The sequence below is a fragment of the Streptomyces sp. NPDC001292 genome (assembly GCF_042896465.1).
Classification (GTDB): Bacteria; Actinomycetota; Actinomycetes; order Streptomycetales; family Streptomycetaceae; genus Streptomyces.
The window spans coordinates 68,745-85,406 of the sequence record NZ_JBIAXG010000010.1; the positions used below are offsets into that span (position 1 = coordinate 68,745).

17 protein-coding genes and 1 tRNA gene are annotated in these 16,662 nt (G+C 67.3%); 9 read left to right on the top strand and 9 right to left on the bottom strand.

What is annotated here, in order from left to right; translation table 11 throughout:
• Positions 1-1,346: 1,346 nt before the first annotated feature.
• Entirely contained in the window at positions 1,347-2,849 is a 1,503-nt protein-coding gene (locus ACFY4A_RS13865) for a PIN-like domain-containing protein (protein ID WP_390829651.1), read from the bottom strand.
• 1,406 nt (positions 2,850-4,255) lie between these two features.
• Between ACFY4A_RS13865 and ACFY4A_RS13870 the strand changes: the two genes are divergently transcribed.
• A tRNA-Trp gene (locus tag ACFY4A_RS13870) sits at positions 4,256-4,330 on the top strand.
• Between the two features lie 255 nt (positions 4,331-4,585).
• Here the strand turns inward: ACFY4A_RS13870 and ACFY4A_RS13875 are convergent.
• On the bottom strand, positions 4,586-4,933 hold the full coding sequence (locus ACFY4A_RS13875) for a hypothetical protein (protein ID WP_390829652.1): 348 nt from the start codon (positions 4,931-4,933) through the stop codon (positions 4,586-4,588).
• Positions 4,934-5,019: 86 nt separating this feature from the next.
• Entirely contained in the window at positions 5,020-5,190 is a 171-nt protein-coding gene (locus ACFY4A_RS13880; RefSeq protein ID WP_390829653.1) for a hypothetical protein, read from the bottom strand.
• 251 nt (positions 5,191-5,441) lie between these two features.
• Here ACFY4A_RS13880 and ACFY4A_RS13885 point away from each other — a divergent pair, with 251 nt between their 5' ends.
• On the top strand, positions 5,442-5,819 hold the full coding sequence (locus ACFY4A_RS13885; RefSeq protein ID WP_024757633.1) for a nuclear transport factor 2 family protein: 378 nt from the start codon (positions 5,442-5,444) through the stop codon (positions 5,817-5,819).
• 355 nt (positions 5,820-6,174) lie between these two features.
• Here ACFY4A_RS13885 and ACFY4A_RS13890 read toward each other — a convergent pair whose 3' ends face one another.
• Positions 6,175-6,459: a hypothetical protein gene (locus tag ACFY4A_RS13890; protein ID WP_390829654.1), complete on the bottom strand. Its 285-nt coding sequence runs from the start codon at positions 6,457-6,459 to the stop codon at positions 6,175-6,177.
• A 39-nt stretch (positions 6,460-6,498) separates the two neighbouring features.
• Positions 6,499-7,419, bottom strand: coding sequence for an antibiotic biosynthesis monooxygenase (locus ACFY4A_RS13895; RefSeq protein ID WP_390829655.1), 921 nt, complete (start codon positions 7,417-7,419; stop codon positions 6,499-6,501).
• Positions 7,420-7,530: 111 nt separating this feature from the next.
• Between ACFY4A_RS13895 and ACFY4A_RS13900 the strand changes: the two genes are divergently transcribed.
• Both ACFY4A_RS13900 and ACFY4A_RS13905 read left to right on the top strand, forming a co-directional pair.
• A complete protein-coding gene (locus ACFY4A_RS13900; protein ID WP_390829656.1) occupies positions 7,531-8,097 on the top strand; it encodes a nucleoside deaminase in 567 nt (188 codons plus the stop codon).
• Between the two features lie 393 nt (positions 8,098-8,490).
• The gene (locus ACFY4A_RS13905) at positions 8,491-8,871 is read left to right on the top strand and encodes a hypothetical protein (protein WP_390829657.1); all 381 of its coding nucleotides are present in this window, start codon (positions 8,491-8,493) and stop codon (positions 8,869-8,871) included.
• Positions 8,872-8,974: 103 nt separating this feature from the next.
• On the opposite strand, the gene ACFY4A_RS13910 is transcribed toward ACFY4A_RS13905, so the two are convergent.
• The 3 genes from ACFY4A_RS13910 to phoU form a co-directional block, all read right to left on the bottom strand.
• Entirely contained in the window at positions 8,975-9,502 is a 528-nt protein-coding gene (locus ACFY4A_RS13910) for a lamin tail domain-containing protein (RefSeq protein WP_390829658.1), read from the bottom strand.
• A 445-nt stretch (positions 9,503-9,947) separates the two neighbouring features.
• Positions 9,948-10,103 (bottom strand): hypothetical protein, encoded by a 156-nt coding sequence (locus ACFY4A_RS13915; protein WP_390829659.1) that lies wholly within the window; start codon positions 10,101-10,103, stop codon positions 9,948-9,950.
• A 119-nt stretch (positions 10,104-10,222) separates the two neighbouring features.
• Entirely contained in the window at positions 10,223-10,912 is a 690-nt protein-coding gene (gene phoU, locus ACFY4A_RS13920; RefSeq protein WP_390829756.1) for a phosphate signaling complex protein PhoU, read from the bottom strand.
• Positions 10,913-11,147: 235 nt separating this feature from the next.
• On the opposite strand from phoU, the gene ACFY4A_RS13925 reads away from it, so the two are divergent.
• Positions 11,148-12,464, top strand: a complete 1,317-nt coding sequence (locus tag ACFY4A_RS13925) for a sensor histidine kinase (RefSeq protein ID WP_390829660.1) — start codon at positions 11,148-11,150, stop codon at positions 12,462-12,464.
• The gene (locus ACFY4A_RS13930; RefSeq protein WP_010358452.1) at positions 12,461-13,141 is read left to right on the top strand and encodes a response regulator transcription factor; all 681 of its coding nucleotides are present in this window, start codon (positions 12,461-12,463) and stop codon (positions 13,139-13,141) included. Before ACFY4A_RS13925 ends, ACFY4A_RS13930 begins: the two co-directional genes overlap by 4 nt.
• A 94-nt stretch (positions 13,142-13,235) precedes the next feature.
• On the opposite strand, the gene ACFY4A_RS13935 is transcribed toward ACFY4A_RS13930, so the two are convergent.
• Entirely contained in the window at positions 13,236-13,889 is a 654-nt protein-coding gene (locus tag ACFY4A_RS13935; protein WP_390829661.1) for a copper chaperone PCu(A)C, read from the bottom strand.
• A gap of 691 nt (positions 13,890-14,580) precedes the next feature.
• Between ACFY4A_RS13935 and ACFY4A_RS13940 the strand changes: the two genes are divergently transcribed.
• From ACFY4A_RS13940 to ispF, 3 genes are all read left to right on the top strand, one after another.
• Positions 14,581-15,063 (top strand): CarD family transcriptional regulator, encoded by a 483-nt coding sequence (locus ACFY4A_RS13940; RefSeq protein ID WP_003953493.1) that lies wholly within the window; start codon positions 14,581-14,583, stop codon positions 15,061-15,063.
• Positions 15,064-15,373: 310 nt separating this feature from the next.
• Positions 15,374-16,138, top strand: a complete 765-nt coding sequence (gene ispD / locus ACFY4A_RS13945; RefSeq protein ID WP_390829662.1) for a 2-C-methyl-D-erythritol 4-phosphate cytidylyltransferase — start codon at positions 15,374-15,376, stop codon at positions 16,136-16,138.
• Positions 16,128-16,622, top strand: coding sequence for a 2-C-methyl-D-erythritol 2,4-cyclodiphosphate synthase (gene ispF / locus ACFY4A_RS13950; protein ID WP_361424710.1), 495 nt, complete (start codon positions 16,128-16,130; stop codon positions 16,620-16,622). Before ispD ends, ispF begins: the two co-directional genes overlap by 11 nt.
• Positions 16,623-16,662 lie beyond the last annotated feature (40 nt).

Consider the following 16,662-nt stretch of genomic DNA (forward strand, 5'->3'; position numbering starts at 1 on the left):
CCGACAGGCTGAGGGAGCGGGTGACGGTCGACGCATAGGCGGTGCGGGTACGGTCGTGCCTCCGCGCGCCGACAAACGCTAGGACGGCCCGACGAACGTACCCGTCAACTGGGTAGGAGCGGGACACGCATGGGTGGAAGTCCGTCTCAATTTCCGTCTCATTCACCGTCGTTCGGAGCCGACCGCGACGGTACGCCGAGGTTGGTCAACTTCGGTCGGTGGTCTGGCATGCACGCAGGTGAACGGACTCGGACATCCCACAGCAGCCCACCAACAGTCTTGGAAAGCGTGCACCTGGTGCTCGGCACGGCAGTGAAGTCCGGGAGCCTGGCCCCTGCTGCCGAGCCGTCGCGATGGCAGGCGGGAATCGGACAGATCTGGACGGCTTTGACTGGCTACAAACTGTGAGCGGTGAACTCATAAGTTCGGCTCAGGCGAACTTAGCTCACCGTGAAGCGCTCCCTAAGGCGCTTAGATGGTCACACAGCGCGATCTAGAAACAGGCATTTGCAGCTGAGAGTTACCGGTGCCCGCTTGGGGTGACCGCGCGGCTGGCTTACGCGTTGCTACGGTCTCGTTCCAGCAGAGAGCCCACCCGCACCGCGCAGGCTTGCCGGCACGAGCGGTCGGGTGGGCAACGAACCTCTAGAAAGGCTCAGCAATGAGTGTGACCCCTGCCCTGCCCGTTGTGTCAAACGCGCGTCGGCGCCGATGGCTCATCACAGTCATCATCGTGATGGTGCTCGTATCGGAGCCCTTCGCCAGGATCATCGGTGCTTACGCCGATGCAACAGCCTTCGTCGCCTTCCTGCTCGGGGGTTGCGGTACAGCAGCGAAGTACCGCAACCAAAGCATCCGCCCCCGCCCAGCAGCGACCGCGTAAGGGCGTAGCGCAACAGGTATGACCGCCACCGACCGATCCACATAGAGCTGCGGATCCGAAGGCTTCTGACATCCACGGCTGACATCAACGACGTCGGACGGAGGCGTACACCAGCGTCTCTGTCCGACTGTCGCCCCAGTCGCTGGCCGAAGCCAGAGCAGGCTCGGATCGAACTCCTAAAGCGGTGCTCACCCGCCAGCCAGCTCAAGGCGAGGGAGAGAAGCCGGCAGGCTGGTCAAGGCGAAACGGTGTACCCACAGGCGTGGGAGCCCAACTCTGTCGTAGGGCAGACTCGATGGCATCGGCGACACCGGAGGGCAGTACCGGATTGCCCGGACGCCCGAGCCAGTTGCCAATGTGAGGCTGGTTCGTGGTGACGACGAGAGTCGTCCCAGGACGATCCGCGTGCTCCACAGCATAGGTATACGGTGCGCAACAGAGAGCCTGGTCATAGGAGGGAACTTCAAATCTCCCGCACGTACTCAAAATCCAATTCCCCTCTGTGGTCAATCACCAGCGTCGCCAAGTAGGCTTGCAGGACTCCTTCCTCTGCGTTTGACGTATACAGAATCAACACGGGCCTCATGTCAGGACTAGGTGGACTCATTAGGCCTGGCACTTCAGTTTTCAGGCGGATTTCCGAGAAAGCCAGAGCTGTGGGCTCACGAAGGAGAGCAGCTAGGGTGTACTGCATGGATTTCCGGTTGTTCAGGTATCTCAGAGCATGATCTACGTTCGCGCGGTGAGCCGAGTATCGGAACGGGAAAAGCAGGCGATCACCGATAGCAGGGTATGTCTCACCGTTTACAAAAGCAGATATCCCGCCAAGAGCGCTCACGGCATCGTTGATATCCTCCAAGAAGGCGGCTTGGATAACCTGCCCATACGGCGATCTCTTCGTGCCCGCAACATTTGCCGCCTGTGCGGCTCGTTCGTGCGCCTGCACCAGAAGCGACGGAATGGTCGAAACCAGGGACGCAGGCAACCACTTGGCCGATTCGACAGCCTCACTCGTTGCCAGGTCATTTACGGACCGCTCGTCAACCTTCAATCCGAAGACGCGATCAGCTTGCGTGAGTAGCTGACTAGGTGTCATCATATACAAATCTACGCCTGCTCGCCTTCTTAGCTCGACTCGCAATTCAGTTCTCGGCCGCGCAAGTCCGCGACCGTCAAGTGACTCCCACCAGTCTTCCTTTACGTCTCCGGTGACAAGAAGCACATCCTGCCTGCGCTGTTCGGCCTCGTTGAGAAGCTGCGCCCAAACCAGATAATCACCGGCCGCTCGCTCCGGATCTTTTGCGCTGTCTTCGTAGCCCGGTGGGATCTTTTCGTTCGCCCGCCGGGTAGCTTCGGTGAGGGCTTTCGAGTACTCCTCTTCCGTGAAGGCGCTTCCGACTCTCCCTTCTAGGAGGGGCTCTAGGCTCTGAAGGATTGGGTCGGTAAGCGTCGAAGCGGTTCCTTCTAGGGCATCTTTTTGAGCTTGAATTTCAATGAAGTCCTTCAACTGCGCCAGCGTCTTGGTTACCGATTCCCTGGCCGCATTAACGCGTTGATTGGCTTGATCATCGTTGATGAGATGAACGTCCTTCAGCCAGCGATCCAGCGCGTCCTTCATGGCGCGCGAAGTCTTGTCGAGAGCGGAGCAGGCGTCTCGGGCCTTAGATTTGTGGTGGCCGCGCACGGAGGGTAGGTCTCGGTTACGCCAAAACTCGGAGAGGACCTGGTGGGGTATCCAAAGGCGCTCTTTCACCTTACCGAGGACTGTGAAGGTGTCCTTGCGAGTGCGCCCGTTGGAGCGGTAAAGATTCAAAAGAACGTTGGTGTCAAGGACGATGATTCCGGATGCAAAAAGCCGTTCGTAATCTGCCTTTGACGGTGTCCGGTAGGCGTCGTCGCAGTCATAGATACCCCGCTTCGACGCTAGCTCGGGCACTCCTCCCGATGCGGTTGCTTCGTCGGTCATGCATCCCCCTGTGCCGGCAAGATTGAGTAGACAGTTTTGCATCCGATGCCGGTGACGGCAGCAGTTTGCATGTGCTGACACACCTTCTGGCCACCTTCGGCAGATCATGGGTTCTCGGGCGACTGCCAGCGAGGAACCCTTGAGGGCGGTAGCTGCGAGGGGTAGCTGAGGGGGTGTGCTGCGACGAAGTTAGCTCGCCCACGCGGCAGACCGGTTATCCAAACGTCCTGGAGGGTGGGTGGGCGATGGCCCTACGCCTGCCGCGCCTGGGGCTACTGAGCGAGCTTGGCTGCAGCGCCGACCTCCTCAGCTTGACGGCAACACCGGCGCACGTTGCCGTATCAGGAGAGTCACTTACGCACAACTGTGCCACCACTCGCTCCCAAGATGGTGGCCACAGAGGCAGGAAGCCGACGGCAGTGACGGCAATGCTGACGGCAACGAGCGCGGACGTAGACGGCACTCAGCAGCTTGGTGCGGAGCTGACACTGGAGTGCCGGGCCAGGCAGCTGGCGTGTGCCCGCACCTTCTAAGCGCCGGCTCCCAACATGCTTGGCTGCATGCCCATGATCACTCGCGCCAAAGCGGCTCCAGGTCAACAGTCGCTACGCCAACCGCGCGGGCAACCTCCCGCACTCGGGACATCGCGCACCTGTGAAGGGCCGAGGGGGACGGCTGGATAACTAAAAGGTAACGGATTGATGGTCGCTTTGATGGGATCTGGGGTGTTTTGCAGGTCATGGGGGATCACGGGAGCCAGATCATGTTATTAGGGTCCCTTGCGCTCCTATCGTGATCAACAAATGCGAAGCCGCTGCTCGTGCCGAGGTGCTGTAAGACGCAAATGGCGTCTCAATTCCCAGTGAAATGGCGGCCATTGGCGGGCATTTGGAGTCAGGGAGTCTTTTGCGTATCCCCTGGCCTACCAGCCACTATGGGCGACGTCATGAAGAAGCCCACCCATCCGCAGGCTTACCGGGCACAGGCGGAGGGTGGGCACAAGCCGTAGGAGGCTCCGTATGAGTGTGACTCTTGCCCCGTGGGGCGTGTCAAACCCGAACCGCAAGCTGTGGGTGATCACTGTCGTGGTCGTCGTGATCGATTGGCGCGCTGTGGCTGATGCGCTGACCGCACTCGCCAATGTTCTGGGGCTCGTAGCCGTTCTGAGTGTGGGGAGCGTACAGCAGCGCGCTACACAACCGCGCCGACTCTCAACCGACTGGGCCGTCCTCCAGCGACCGCTTGACCATGCTGTAGGGCCTCAGCGACCCTCCCGCCCGTAGTTCGCATCGAGGGGCAGCCCGACGACTTGACCAGGTCGTAGAGACCCCACCGACCTAGCAGCGCTGGGAGTGCCGAAAGCCGGGTCTGTCCCGAAACGCGATGGGCTAGGATCCCCGCCGGGCGAAGCCGTAGCGCAGAGGTCGTCGCGCGCGGTCTCCAAAATCGCGAGGACGCCGGTTCGAATCCGGCCGGCTTCGCCCGCCCCAACTGCGCGCCCAGGTGGATCCCAGGAAACCCTGAGGCCCCGTCAGCCCCCATGCGCGGAGTAGCTGACAGGCCCGCCACAGTCGTGCCAGATGGAACGGGGACTCACGGGGAATCAGGGTATGTAGGGGTACGTGGTGCCGGGGTCCGTCCATGGCGGGACCCGCAGGCCAGGCCCTTGATCGCCAACCTCGCTCCTAGAGCGGTGATGGGCACGCCGCCGCACCAAACATTGCGGCAGGCGCAGCTCAGCGGTAGTCCGGCTCCGCCGCCCGGCGGCCCCGGGGCGGGAGGGTGGCCAGGAGGCCGCCGAGAAGTATGGCCGTGGGGGTGGCCACCGCCAGGGCCCAGCCGAGGCGGCTGCCGCGTCGGCGTTCGCAATCCAGCAGGGCGGTGCGGATGGCCTCCTTGGTGTCCGCCTCGTCGACCCCGCCCATGAGCGTGGTGATGGGCTGATCACGGTCCGGACCCCCGATCACCGACGCGCATAGGGCGCCGCCGTACGCGTTGCCCCCACCGCCGTTGGGTATCGCCAGCAGCCCCAGCACCGCGGCCGCGCCTACGGCGATGCCCAGCCAACCCCACCCGCGTCCCATGTTCGCCCCTCCCGCACAACGGCATCGCCGGGAACGGTACGGGGTCCGTACACCGTGCGGAGCAGCAGCCCGCCGTCGTCCGGGCCCTACTGCCCGGCCGGCACGACGCAGACCACACCGTTGGCGAAGCCCTCGCCCAGCACCGAGTTCTTGTCGTCTCCCTTGTCGTCTGGCTTGTCGCTTGTCTTGTCTTGTCGCTTGTCGCATCCCAGGTCAGAGCCGGTTTCCGGGCGCCCGCGGGCTGAGAAGTGGGTCATGTGGTCAGGAGGACGACAAGCGACAAGCGGCGATCAGGCGGCACGCCTCGGCCCGATAGCGACCCGGCCGGCGCCCCGACGAACGGGCCCAGCAGGCCAAATCCGGGGTCTGCCCAGACGGGCCGCTATCCGCTAACGTGCTGGTCACCAGCGGTTGTGGTCGCTAGTGCTGTGACCGGGATGGTTCACCGTGGTCGGGAGACGGCTCACGGGACGAGCGCGGTCCGCGAGGCGACTGGTATTACTGGTGCATGCAGGAAGAGACCGCGCGGTCCGCGATCGACACGTTCATCTCCGCGTTCAACGCCTCGGACGACAGCTATGTGACTGCGTTGCTCTCCCAGGCCCTAACCTCGGACGTGGTCTTCTGGGGACCGTTGGGCCGCAGTGAGGGGATCGAGGCGGTCGAGCGGTTCGTGCTGGACATCCGGCGCCACCCCGCGGGGACCGGCACGATGGTGCGCTGTTCGGCGGTGGACATGCCGGACGAGTGGGCCCGGTACCAGTGGGTCTTCACGACGCCGGATGGAGGCCCCCGCCTGGCGGGAACGGACGTCGTCCATCTGCGGCGGAGCCTCATCGACCAGGTCATCGTCTTCGCGGGGGAGATCGAGCCGTCCGCCTCCTGAGTCATTCTCCTCTGGCGCCGTCCTTCTCCTGAACCGGCCCCGTTCGGGGCTCCGGGTCTGCCCAGCCGAGATCATCTTCACAACGGCCGTGGTGCCCGTGGTTCGCATCGAGGGGCGACCTGACATCTACGGCTGACATCAACGACGCCGGACGGGGGCGTACCACAGGGCCTCCGTCCGGCCGTCGCTCCCGTCGACGGCAGCAGCCGGAACGGGCTCGGATCGAACTCCTAATGCGGTGGTCTGCGAGGGGCGCTGTCGTTCGGCTGGCAGACTGGCCGCTTGCCGTGGGAACTTCGGAAGCTGCTCAATCACGGCGTAGCCAAGGAGCGGTGGGACATGGAAGAGGGGCGCATCACCGCGCGATGGCGGGCCGCTTCCGCCGGCTGACGCCGTGCATGTGACCCAAACCGCACCAGCTGTGTCCGCCTGCGCGTACGGCGAGTCGCAGTCCGCGGGACACGGCCAGCTTCAGGACTTCCTGAACGTCCCGCTCGCAGGCGGCTCGGACGATCACATCCGGGTACCGTTCCGGCTTGAGTTCGTTCCACAGTGCGCGCGCACGGGCGGTCTCGTAGTCCGCGTCGCCCCTGCGGAGGAGCGCGCCCTCGATCCGTGAGCGCCAGTTGTGTTCGCTCATGACGACCTCCTCGTCGTGAGCATCTCCCGGGGCCGACGGTCAGCCGGTGGTCAGGCCGAAGATCACGACGAACGCGAGCCAGCAGATCGCCACCACTGCGGCACCTGCCACGTCAATGCGGAGGGATCGCGCCTGGCCGGGCATCAGCCAGAAGGCGAGGGCTCTGTTCACCAACGGCATCAGCAGCCATGTAAGGATGCACACGCTCAACACGTTCGAGATGAACAAGGCGAGATATCCGGGCAGGCCAAGAGCAGCAAGTGGGGGACCCACCACGAGGTTGAGGACCTCGACGGTGGGATAGAGGGCCAGCACGACGGACATGGCCTGCTTCCAGTTGGGCGGAGCACCCTCTTCCGTATCCTGCTCGAAGCGGAACCAACTGCCGAACGCGGAACCTACCTTGCGCACGTCGTAGGACACGAAGGCGCCTCGCCCTTCGTCGAGGAGCTTTCGACGGGTCGTGGATTCGAGCCACCTGTCCAGATGTTGACGGGTGTCGAAGCGGAAGACGGCGACCCACTTGTCCTGGACCCCCTTCACGGGCCGGAACAACTCCGAGCCCATGAAGCCCGGGAACTTCCGTTGAGCCGACAGGATCTTCTCCTGCCAGGTCACGAATGCCCGCTCCTGGTCAGGTCGCACGTCGTGCGAGACCACCGCGGTGACGGCGTCATGGACCGGCGTGCCACCCGCGAGAACTTCCTGCGTGGGGGCCTCCTCGAAGAGGTCGCGTCCCTGTTGGAGGAGTTCACGGCGCGTATCGGAGCCCATCCACGCGGTCAGCTGATCCAGATGGGAGAAGCGAAAGACGACGACCCACTCATTTCCCTCGGCGGAGGGCGGAGGGTACTGCTCCGCGCCCTCGAACCCGTCGAATTCGCCTGCGACCTCGTTGGTTCGATCCTGCCAGCGCCGGTAGTCGTCCTCACATCCCGGACGGACCTTCTGTGAGATCACGACAGTCGCGCTGTCATCGTGGGAGCCAGGAGTTGCACGAGGACTCACGCTTCCTAGAGTAGATAAAAACCGTATATGCCGCAAAAGTGATGTGGGATCGGAGGCGCCGAGATGGGACACAGGGAGTACCTGGCCGAAGCGGCGCGTTTGGCCACCGAATCGGTCGATAACGGCTGGGGAGGCCCTTTCGGTGCGGTGATCACTCATGATGGCGAGGTGATCGCTCGCGGCCAGAACCGCGTGCTGCTCACGGCGGACCCAACCGCGCATGGTGAGGTAGAAGCCATACGCAAGGCCATTCAGTACCTCAACCCGGATGCTCCCACGGTCTCGGAGGACCACCAGAACGAGTACACACTGGAGTTGGTGCCCCGTCCCGACGGGTCCCCGGACATCTTGCCGGAGCGTGCCCGCATGCTCCAGGGATGCTCGATCTACACCAGCGGCGCGCCCTGTCCCATGTGCATGAGCGCCATCTACTGGGCGCGAATCGAAGCCGTCTACTACAGCTGTGACTGGAAAGCCACCGAGGAGATCGGGTTCAGCGACGACTTCCAGTACGAGGACTTCCAGCGGCCTCCGGACCAGCGGAGCATCAGTCTGCGGCAGATGTACCCCGAACTGGGCGCCGAGGCCTACCAGGCGTGGCGGGACAAGCCGAACCACCATCCGTACTGACGGTCACTCGCACGGCCTTCGCGGCTGCGGCGAGGACGAGGACCGGCTCACCGAAGCGATGGCGGGCGCGGCGGTGCTGGGTGCGGCCCCGTAGGGGGCTGATCCGAAGGACCGTTTCACCAAGTCGATGGGCGGGACAACCGCCTACCTGGGCATAGAGGGTGCGGACGACGGCCTGCTTCATGTGGAGATCGTCCCGGACCGCGAGGGTTCGCAGTGGTGCTGAGAAGTTGACCGCCATGAGCCCTGGTGGCACTGTCCCGTGGACGGTATACGCATATGCCCTCGCTCATGGGAGTCTGAATGTCCGTTCGCCCAACCCTGCCCGGAATCGGGGCGGTTGCGCTCTTCGCCTCACTGTTCGTCACCGGATGCTCCGGCAGCGGTCTCTCCGTGGCCGAGCAGGTGAAGTCCCCTCCTCCGAGCGCTCAGGAGCGGGCCTACTACAGGTGCTTGGAGAAGAACGGCCTCATCTTGGAGGCGCGGGACGACGGCCAACTCCGTGTGGACAAGGACAAGAACGACGACGCGTCCATGACCAGCGCCGAGGCGAAGTGCGTGGACCTCCTGCCCGACGTGGCATCTCCGGCGCCTGCTCCGAGCGCGGTCGTGGCCAAGTCCCGGAAGTTCAGTGCCTGCGTGCGCGAGAACGGGTTCCCCGAGTATCCGGATCCCGATCCGACGACGGCGGAAGTCGATGTATCCGACCACCAGGCACAGAAGTTCAAGACTCCCGAGTTCCAAGTCGCCGCCAAGAAGTGCTCCGCAGGCTGAGGCAGTCCGTGCGAAGAGGCCCCCTGCCGGTCGGAAACTCCGCCGGCAGGGGGCCTTTCAGTGGCCGGGGCCTGCCCGGGTTGTCAGCAGGGGGTGCCCGGGGTCAGTGGCGGCCGCCGTGGGGGTTGCGGTCGTGGTGGGTGTCGCGGTTGTCACGGGCGTCGCGGTGGTTGGCGTTCCAGGTGGCGGTGTCCACCACGCGGCCGCGCTCGTTGCGCAGGGTGGCGGTGTCGCGGCGGTCCCAGATCTGGTGGTGCCGGTCCTGGAACAGGTCGCTGTGGGTGTCGCGGCCCACGCCGGTGTGGACCCGGACGGTGGAGTGACCGTTGAGACGGAAGTGGCGGAAGGTATAGGTGTGGCCGTGCTTGTCGGACAGCGTCCAGCCGCGCAGGTTGACGTTCTGACGGCTGTTGTTCGTGATCGCCACCCACTCCTGGTTCAGGGCGCGGTTGGAGCGGTGGTCGCGGCCCTCGGAGCCGAGGTGGACGTTGCTGATCACCAGGTTCTGGCGGTGCGGGCGCGGGGCGTGGTCGGCCGCGGACGCCGGCAGCGCCACCGTACCGACCAGTGCTCCGGCAGCGGCAGCGGTGGCGGCCAGACGACGAGCCGTCACAGAAACGGAAACGGACACAGGCTCTCCCTGCTTGGTGCGAGCACACTCCGCCCGCGGGGACGAGCCGCGCGGGAAGGTGTGCGCTGTGCGGTGGCGGCCGGCTGGCCGCGCCCTCACACCTTGTCCGCTGATTCCAGGACATGTGGGTAATTCCCGACCGGTGTTACAGAGTGTCCATATCTCTGTGACTGTTGACTGTAGGGCTCATTCAGTCGCCGAACACGGGCGGTTGACGGGCCGCCGGCGGGAAGGTCCTTGCGGGCACTGAGCCGCCGCGCGCGTACGCCATGGGGCGCCACCCCGGTCGCGGCGCGGCCGTCACTCCCCAGTGGGTAACAGCCGGTGCCGGTACGGGCGCGGGTACATACGGCGCAGGGCCCCGCTGGAGCATTGGGGCCCTGCGACCACCGCGGCGACGTGCGCCGCGGTGCGGTTGTGGATGGACGTGGTGGGCGGCGGCCCGTCAGCCGCACTGGCAGGGGCCGCCCGACTGGCACCCGCAGCCGCAGCCCGAGCCGCAGCCGCAGGCGCCGAAGAGCGGGAGGCTCCTGATCTCGGCTGGCTGCTCGGTCTCGCGCTCCTGCGTGGGGTCGGGCGTGGTGCTGGGGGATTCGGTCATGGGTCCCTCCTCGAGGCTGGTGCCTTTGCCCATTCCATGCCCGCCGCACTGGGCGCATCAACGGCGCACGGTGGCTCGTGCACGCCCTGGCGTCCCAGCTTCGCGCCGGCCCCCGGCTGTCAGGCGCCCTCCACCCCCGTCACCGGCTGGATGTCCTGCTGGAGCTCGTCCGCGTGCTCGCCGGTCACCAGGTACACCACCCGCTTGGCGACCGCCACCGCGTGGTCGGCGTACCGCTCGTAGTAGCGGCCGAGCAGGGTGACGTCCACGGCGGTCTCGATGCCGTGCTTCCAGCGGTCGTCGATCAGGTGCGTGAAGAGGGTGCGGTGCAGCAGGTCCATCTCGTCGTCGTCCTGCTCCAGCTGGAGGGCCAGGTCGACGTCCTTGGTCACGATCACCTCGGCCGCCTTCGCCATCAGGCGCTGGGCCAGCTGCCCCATCTCCAGGATGGTGGCGTGCAGGTCCTGCGGGACCGCGCGCTGCGGGAAGCGCAGCCGGGCGAGCTTGGCCACGTGCTGGGCCAGGTCGCCCGAACGTTCCAGATCGGCGGACATGCGCAGGGAGGTGACGACGATCCTGAGGTCCGTCGCCACCGGCTGCTGCCGGGCCAGCAGGGCTATCGCCAGGGCCTCCAGGTCGTGCTGGAGCTCGTCGACCCGCTGGTCGGCCTCGATCACGCTCTCGGCCAGCTTCAGGTCGGCGTCCAGGATGGCGGTCGTGGCGCGCCCGATCGCCGACCCGACCAGCCGGGCCATCTCCACCAGACCGTCGCCGATCGAGTCAAGTTCCTCGTGGTACGCGTCCCGCATCAGGGTTCCCTCTCGTGCGTCGTCGTTCGGGGGTTCGTAGGGGTTTCCGGGGCCGGGGGGCCGCAGCGGAGCCCGCGGTGCGAACCCCACGCTCCCACGGTCCGGGGCCTACGCGTCCGTTTCCGTCACCCCAAATGAACCATTACCGGCTCCAAGGTGAACTCTGGGCGACGAGTGTCCGAGCTCGCGCCTCGACGGCTGTGGTCCGGTCCTGTCCCGTGCCTAACCTGGACGCATGGACGTGAACGCGGCGGTCGCCGCAGCGGCAGCGATCGCCGGAGTGCTCACCGGCGTCATCGCCATGCTGGCGTTCCGCTGGAGCGAGCGCGAGCAGAGGCGCCCGACCCGTACCTCCCTGCACACCGACCCGGTTCTGCCGCCGGGTGTGGACACCGTCCTCTCCGTTCTGCGCTCCTCCGCGGTCGTCCTCGACGAGGCCGACGCCGTGGTCAAGGCCAGCTCCGCAGCGTACGCCCTCGGGCTGGTCCGTGGCGGCAAGCTGGCCGTGGAGCCGATGCTCCAGATGGCCCGGGACACCAGGAGGGACGGAGAGATACGGCAGGTCGAGCTGGACCTGCCGCGGCGCGGCACCGGACGCGGCGAGGCCCTGGCCGTCTCCGCGCGCGTCGCGCCGCTGGGCTCCCGGCTGGTCCTGCTCCTGGTCGAGGACCTGACCGAGGCCCGCCGCATCGAGGCCGTGCGACGCGACTTCGTCGCCAATGTGAGCCACGAGCTGAAGACACCCGTCGGCGCGCTCTCCCTGCTGTCCGAGGCCGTCATGGACGCCTCCGACGACCCGGAGGCCGTGGAGCGCTTCGCCGGGCGGATGCAGATCGAGGCGACCCGGCTCACCAATCTGGTGCAGGAGCTCATCGACCTCTCCCGGGTGCAGAACGACGACCCGCTGGAGGACGCCGAGCCCGTCCGGGTGGACGAGCTGGTGGCCGAGGCCATCGACCGCTGCCGCCACCAGGCGGGGACCAAGCAGATCACGATGGCCTCGAACATGGTGGCGCCCGAAGGGCTCGATGAGGGTGGTGGCGGGCGACGCGCGGGCGGCACCGCCGACCTGCGCGTGTGGGGCAACCGCGGGCAGCTCGCCGCCGCCCTCGGCAACCTCGTGGAGAACGCCGTCAACTACTCCCCGTCCCGCACCCGCGTCGGCATCGCCGCCCGCCGGGTCAACGTCCCCGGCGGGGACCTCATCGAGATCGCCGTCACCGACCAGGGCATCGGCATCTCCGACAAGGACAAGGAGCGCATCTTCGAGCGCTTCTACCGCGTCGACCCGGCCCGGTCGCGTGCCACGGGGGGCACCGGCCTGGGTCTGGCGATAGTGAAGCACGTGGTCGCCTCGCACGGCGGGGAGATCACCCTGTGGAGCGCCGAGGGACAGGGCTCCACCTTCACCCTGCGGCTGCCGGAGGCTGCCGCGGCGCGAGAGGCCCGCGACCGCGCGCAGCAGTACCCCGCCCTCGACGAGGAGGCCGGGCAGCCACTCACCGAACCAACCCCTTACGAACCGCTTCCCGCCCCGGAGGTCCTTCCGTGACCCGAGTGCTCGTCGTCGAGGACGAGGAGTCCTTCTCCGACGCCCTGTCGTACATGCTCCGCAAGGAGGGCTTCGAGGTCGCCGTCGCGGCCACCGGGCCCGACGGACTCGACGAGTTCGAGCGCAACGGCGCCGACCTCGTCCTCCTCGACCTGATGTTGCCGGGCCTGCCCGGCACGGAGGTGTGCCGCCAGCTGCGCGGCCGCTCCAACGTCCCCGTGATCATGGTGACCGCCAAGGACAGCGAGATCGACAAGGTCGTCGGCCTGGAGATAGGCGCGGACGACTACGTCACCAAGCCGTTCTCCTCCCGTGAGCTGGTCGCCCGTATCCGCGCGGTGCTGCGTCGGCGCGGTGAGCCGGAGGAGGTCACTCCGGCGGCCCTGGAGGCCGGGCCGGTCCGCATGGACGTCGACCGGCACGTCGTCACCGTCTCCGGCTCCAAGGTCGACCTTCCCCTCAAGGAGTTCGACCTGCTGGAGATGCTGCTGCGCAACGCCGGCCGGGTCCTGACCCGGATGCAGCTCATCGACCGCGTCTGGGGCGCCGACTACGTCGGCGACACCAAGACGCTGGACGTCCACGTCAAGCGTCTGCGCGCGAAGATCGAGCCGGACCCGGGCGCCCCGCGCTACCTGGTGACGGTCCGGGGGCTCGGTTACAAGTTCGAGCCGTAGACCGCCGCGGGCCGCGCCGCGCGCACCGGCCGTCCCCCTACGACAAGGGCGGCACCCTCCTGGAGAGGGTGCCGCCCTTGTCGTGAAGTGGGACTCAGTTGCCGGCCGCCGACTGCGAGGCCGAGTCGCCGGGGGTCGCGGCGGCGTCGCCCGACGCGGAGGCCGACTCGGACTGCTGGTCCGACGGCTTGCCCGCTGCGGACTGGGACGCGGCCGGCTCGCCGGGGGCCGCCGGGATGTTGCTCGGGCCCCACTTGTCGAAGTAGCTCTCGGCCGGGACCACGAAGGCGCGCAGGCTCACGTCACCGGTCTTGCTGAAGGAGAAGGTGATCTTCTGCGCGTTGCCGTCCTTGAGCACCGGGCCGGGGTTGGTCAGCGCGGCGGAGGCGTTGCCCTTGCCGCCGAGGACCACGGAGCCGTGCGCGGGGATGGTCAGCTTGCCGCTGCCCTGCGCCGGGGTGATCTGGGCGGAGCCGTCGCCGTCGACACGGATCGCGTCCAGCGTCTCGTCGGTCGTGCCGTTGTTGAAGAGGGTCGCGATGATCACGGCCGGGCCCTTGGTCTGAACGCCGGGCTGGGTGACGACCACCGCGTTCTGGATCTTGATCGTGCCGACCGTCGTGGCCGCGTTGTCGGGGTGGATCTGGAGCGTCTGGGCATCGTTGCCGGCACCGCACGCGGCGAGCGAGGCGATCGAGAACGCGATGGCGGCGGCGGCGAGGGCGCCGCGTCGAAGGCTGCTGCTCACGGCGGCGGCAACTCCTTGAACGTGGGCGGAACAGGGCGGCTCCCTTATAAAGCCGCCCTAAGCGTCTGTCAGCGGCCATAGGTTACCGAGCCGTTCCCACGGCCCCGCACCCGACCCGCCCCCTGGGCCTCCCGCCGCACCCTGCACCCCCACGGCGCAGCCGTCCCGGCGCCCCGAATCCGGTCGCGCGACCGGGTCCGTGCGGCACCCGCGCATTGGCCGCGCGACCGTCCGCCCTTTCCCATTAGCGCCTCTCCGCATAGCCCGCTCATAGCCCGTCATCAGCCTGCTGGGGATTTCCGGTGAAGGAATGCGCGCCGGGGGCGGGAATTGATCACCGGCCGTCCGGCCGGTCGATGGTACGAACGGCGTGATCAATTCCGGATTCGTCCCGAAGGCGACTCAGGAGCACCGAACGGAGTAGCGGAAGTCGAGCGCTTGGAACCAGACAAAACGGGATGTTCAGCCGTTTGGACAGGGCGTCGGATGCGTGTAACGTACGCGTTTCACCCCGCGTGCAGAGCCCCTCCGACCTGCGAATACCTGCTTCCCCTTGACCCCCGGGACCCTTCCGAAGCACGTCCCTGTCGCTGTTGTCAAGCCCCGAGATATGCCCTGACCTGCGAAAACGCCATTCAGAAGACGCTGTATCCGTGTTACCCTGGATAGCCACGGAAGGGGTACCTGTCACATGACGTTCAAGGTTGGCGACACCGTGGTCTATCCCCATCACGGGGCCGCGCTGATCGAGGCTATCGAAACTCGCCAGATCAAAGGCGTGGACAAGACCTACTTGGTGCTGAAGGTCGCCCAGGGTGATCTGACGGTGCGTGTGCCAGCGGACAATGCGGAGTTCGTCGGCGTGCGTGATGTGGTCGGTCAGGACGGGCTGGACCGGGTCTTCGAGGTCCTGCGTGCTCCGTACGCCGAGGAGCCCACGAACTGGTCGCGTCGCTACAAGGCAAATCTGGAGAAGCTCGCCTCCGGCGATGTCATCAAGGTCGCGGAAGTCGTGCGTGACCTGTGGCGTCGCGAGCGTGAGCGCGGACTCTCCGCCGGTGAGAAGCGCATGCTCGCCAAGGCCCGCCAGATCCTGGTGAGCGAGCTCGCCCTCGCGGAGAACACCAACGAGGACAAGGCCGAGGCCCTGCTCGACGAGGTTCTCGCGTCCTGACGCGAGGCGACTGTCACACCCGCCTCAGTTCAGCACAGAAAATGCCGCGGTGCCCGATGGCGCGTTTCACGTCGCCGGGCGCTGCGGCATGTTCGTACCCGCGCGCGTCCGCGTGGGTGTCCTCCATGCCGTACGGCGGGGGAGGAACCCCCCCGATACTGTGTGCAGGGCCCGGGCAGTCGGCTCGACCAGGGTCACGGAAGGGTCCGGTCGAGGCCGCGCGCCCGGCACTCCCCCCGGCTCTGCGAGCAGGGGGGCGCTCCCCCAGGCCATACCCACGCCGGGCCGCCACACAAACCTGACAGGAACCATGTCTGACGATTCGCGCCCCTCACCCACGAGCGGCAGGCCGGGAGCCCCCGTCGCCGCCGTGATTCCGGCCGCCGGCCGGGGCGTACGCCTCGGTCCGGGCGCCCCCAAGGCACTGCGCACGCTGAACGGCACGCCCATGCTCATTCACGCCGTGCGGGCCATGGCCGCCTCCCGGGCGGTCTCCCTCGTCGTCGTCGTGGCCCCGCCCGACGGCGCCGCCGAGGTCAAGTCGCTCCTCGACGCGCACGCGCTGCCCGAGCGCACGGACTTCCTCGTCGTGCCGGGCGGCGAGACCCGCCAGGAGTCGGTCAGGCTCGGCCTGGACGCGCTGCCGCCGGGCCACGACATCGTCCTCGTGCACGACGCGGCCCGCCCGCTGGTGCCGGTGGACACCGTGGACGCGGTCATCGAGGCCGTGCAGGCCGGGGCGGGCGCCGTCGTGCCGGCGCTGCCGCTCGCCGACACCGTCAAGCAGGTCGAGCCCGCGGCGGTGCCCGGCGGTCCCGAGCCGGTGGTGTCCACGCCCGACCGGTCGCGGCTGCGGGCCGTGCAGACCCCGCAGGGCTTCGACCGGGCGACGCTGGTCCGCGCCCACGAGACCGTCACCGACGACGTCACCGACGACGCGAGCATGGTCGAGCAGCTCGGCGAGCGGGTCGTGGCCGTGCCCGGCCACGAGGAGGCCTTCAAGGTCACCCGCCCGCTGGACCTGGTCCTCGCGGAGGCGGTCCTGGCCCGGCGGAGGCTGAACGATGGCTTCTGACGCGCCCCTGCTTCCCCAGGTCGGCATCGGCACCGACATCCACGCCTTCGAGGAGGGCCGCGAGCTGTGGTGCGCGGGCCTGAAGTGGGAGGGCGAGGGCCCGGGACTGGCCGGGCACTCCGACGCCGACGTCGTCGCGCACGCCGCGTGCAACGCGCTGTTCTCGGCCGCCGGTCTCGGCGACCTCGGTCAGCACTTCGGTACCGGGCGCCCGGAGTGGTCCGGCGCGTCCGGGGTCACCCTGCTGGCGGAGGCCGCGCGGATCGTGCGCGCGGCGGGCTTCCGGATCGGGAACGTGGCGGTGCAGGTCGTCGGCCCCCGGCCGAAGATCGGCAAGCGCCGGGACGAGGCTCAGAAGGTCCTGTCCGAGGCCGCCGGAGCGCCGGTCACCGTCTCCGGCGCGACCACCGACGGGCTCGGCTTCCCCGGCCGCGGCGAGGGACTGATGGCGGTGGCCACGGCGCTCGTGGTGCGCGCGGGCTGACGGCGTGCGAGGGTACCCGCGTACGCCTCGCCCCCGACGC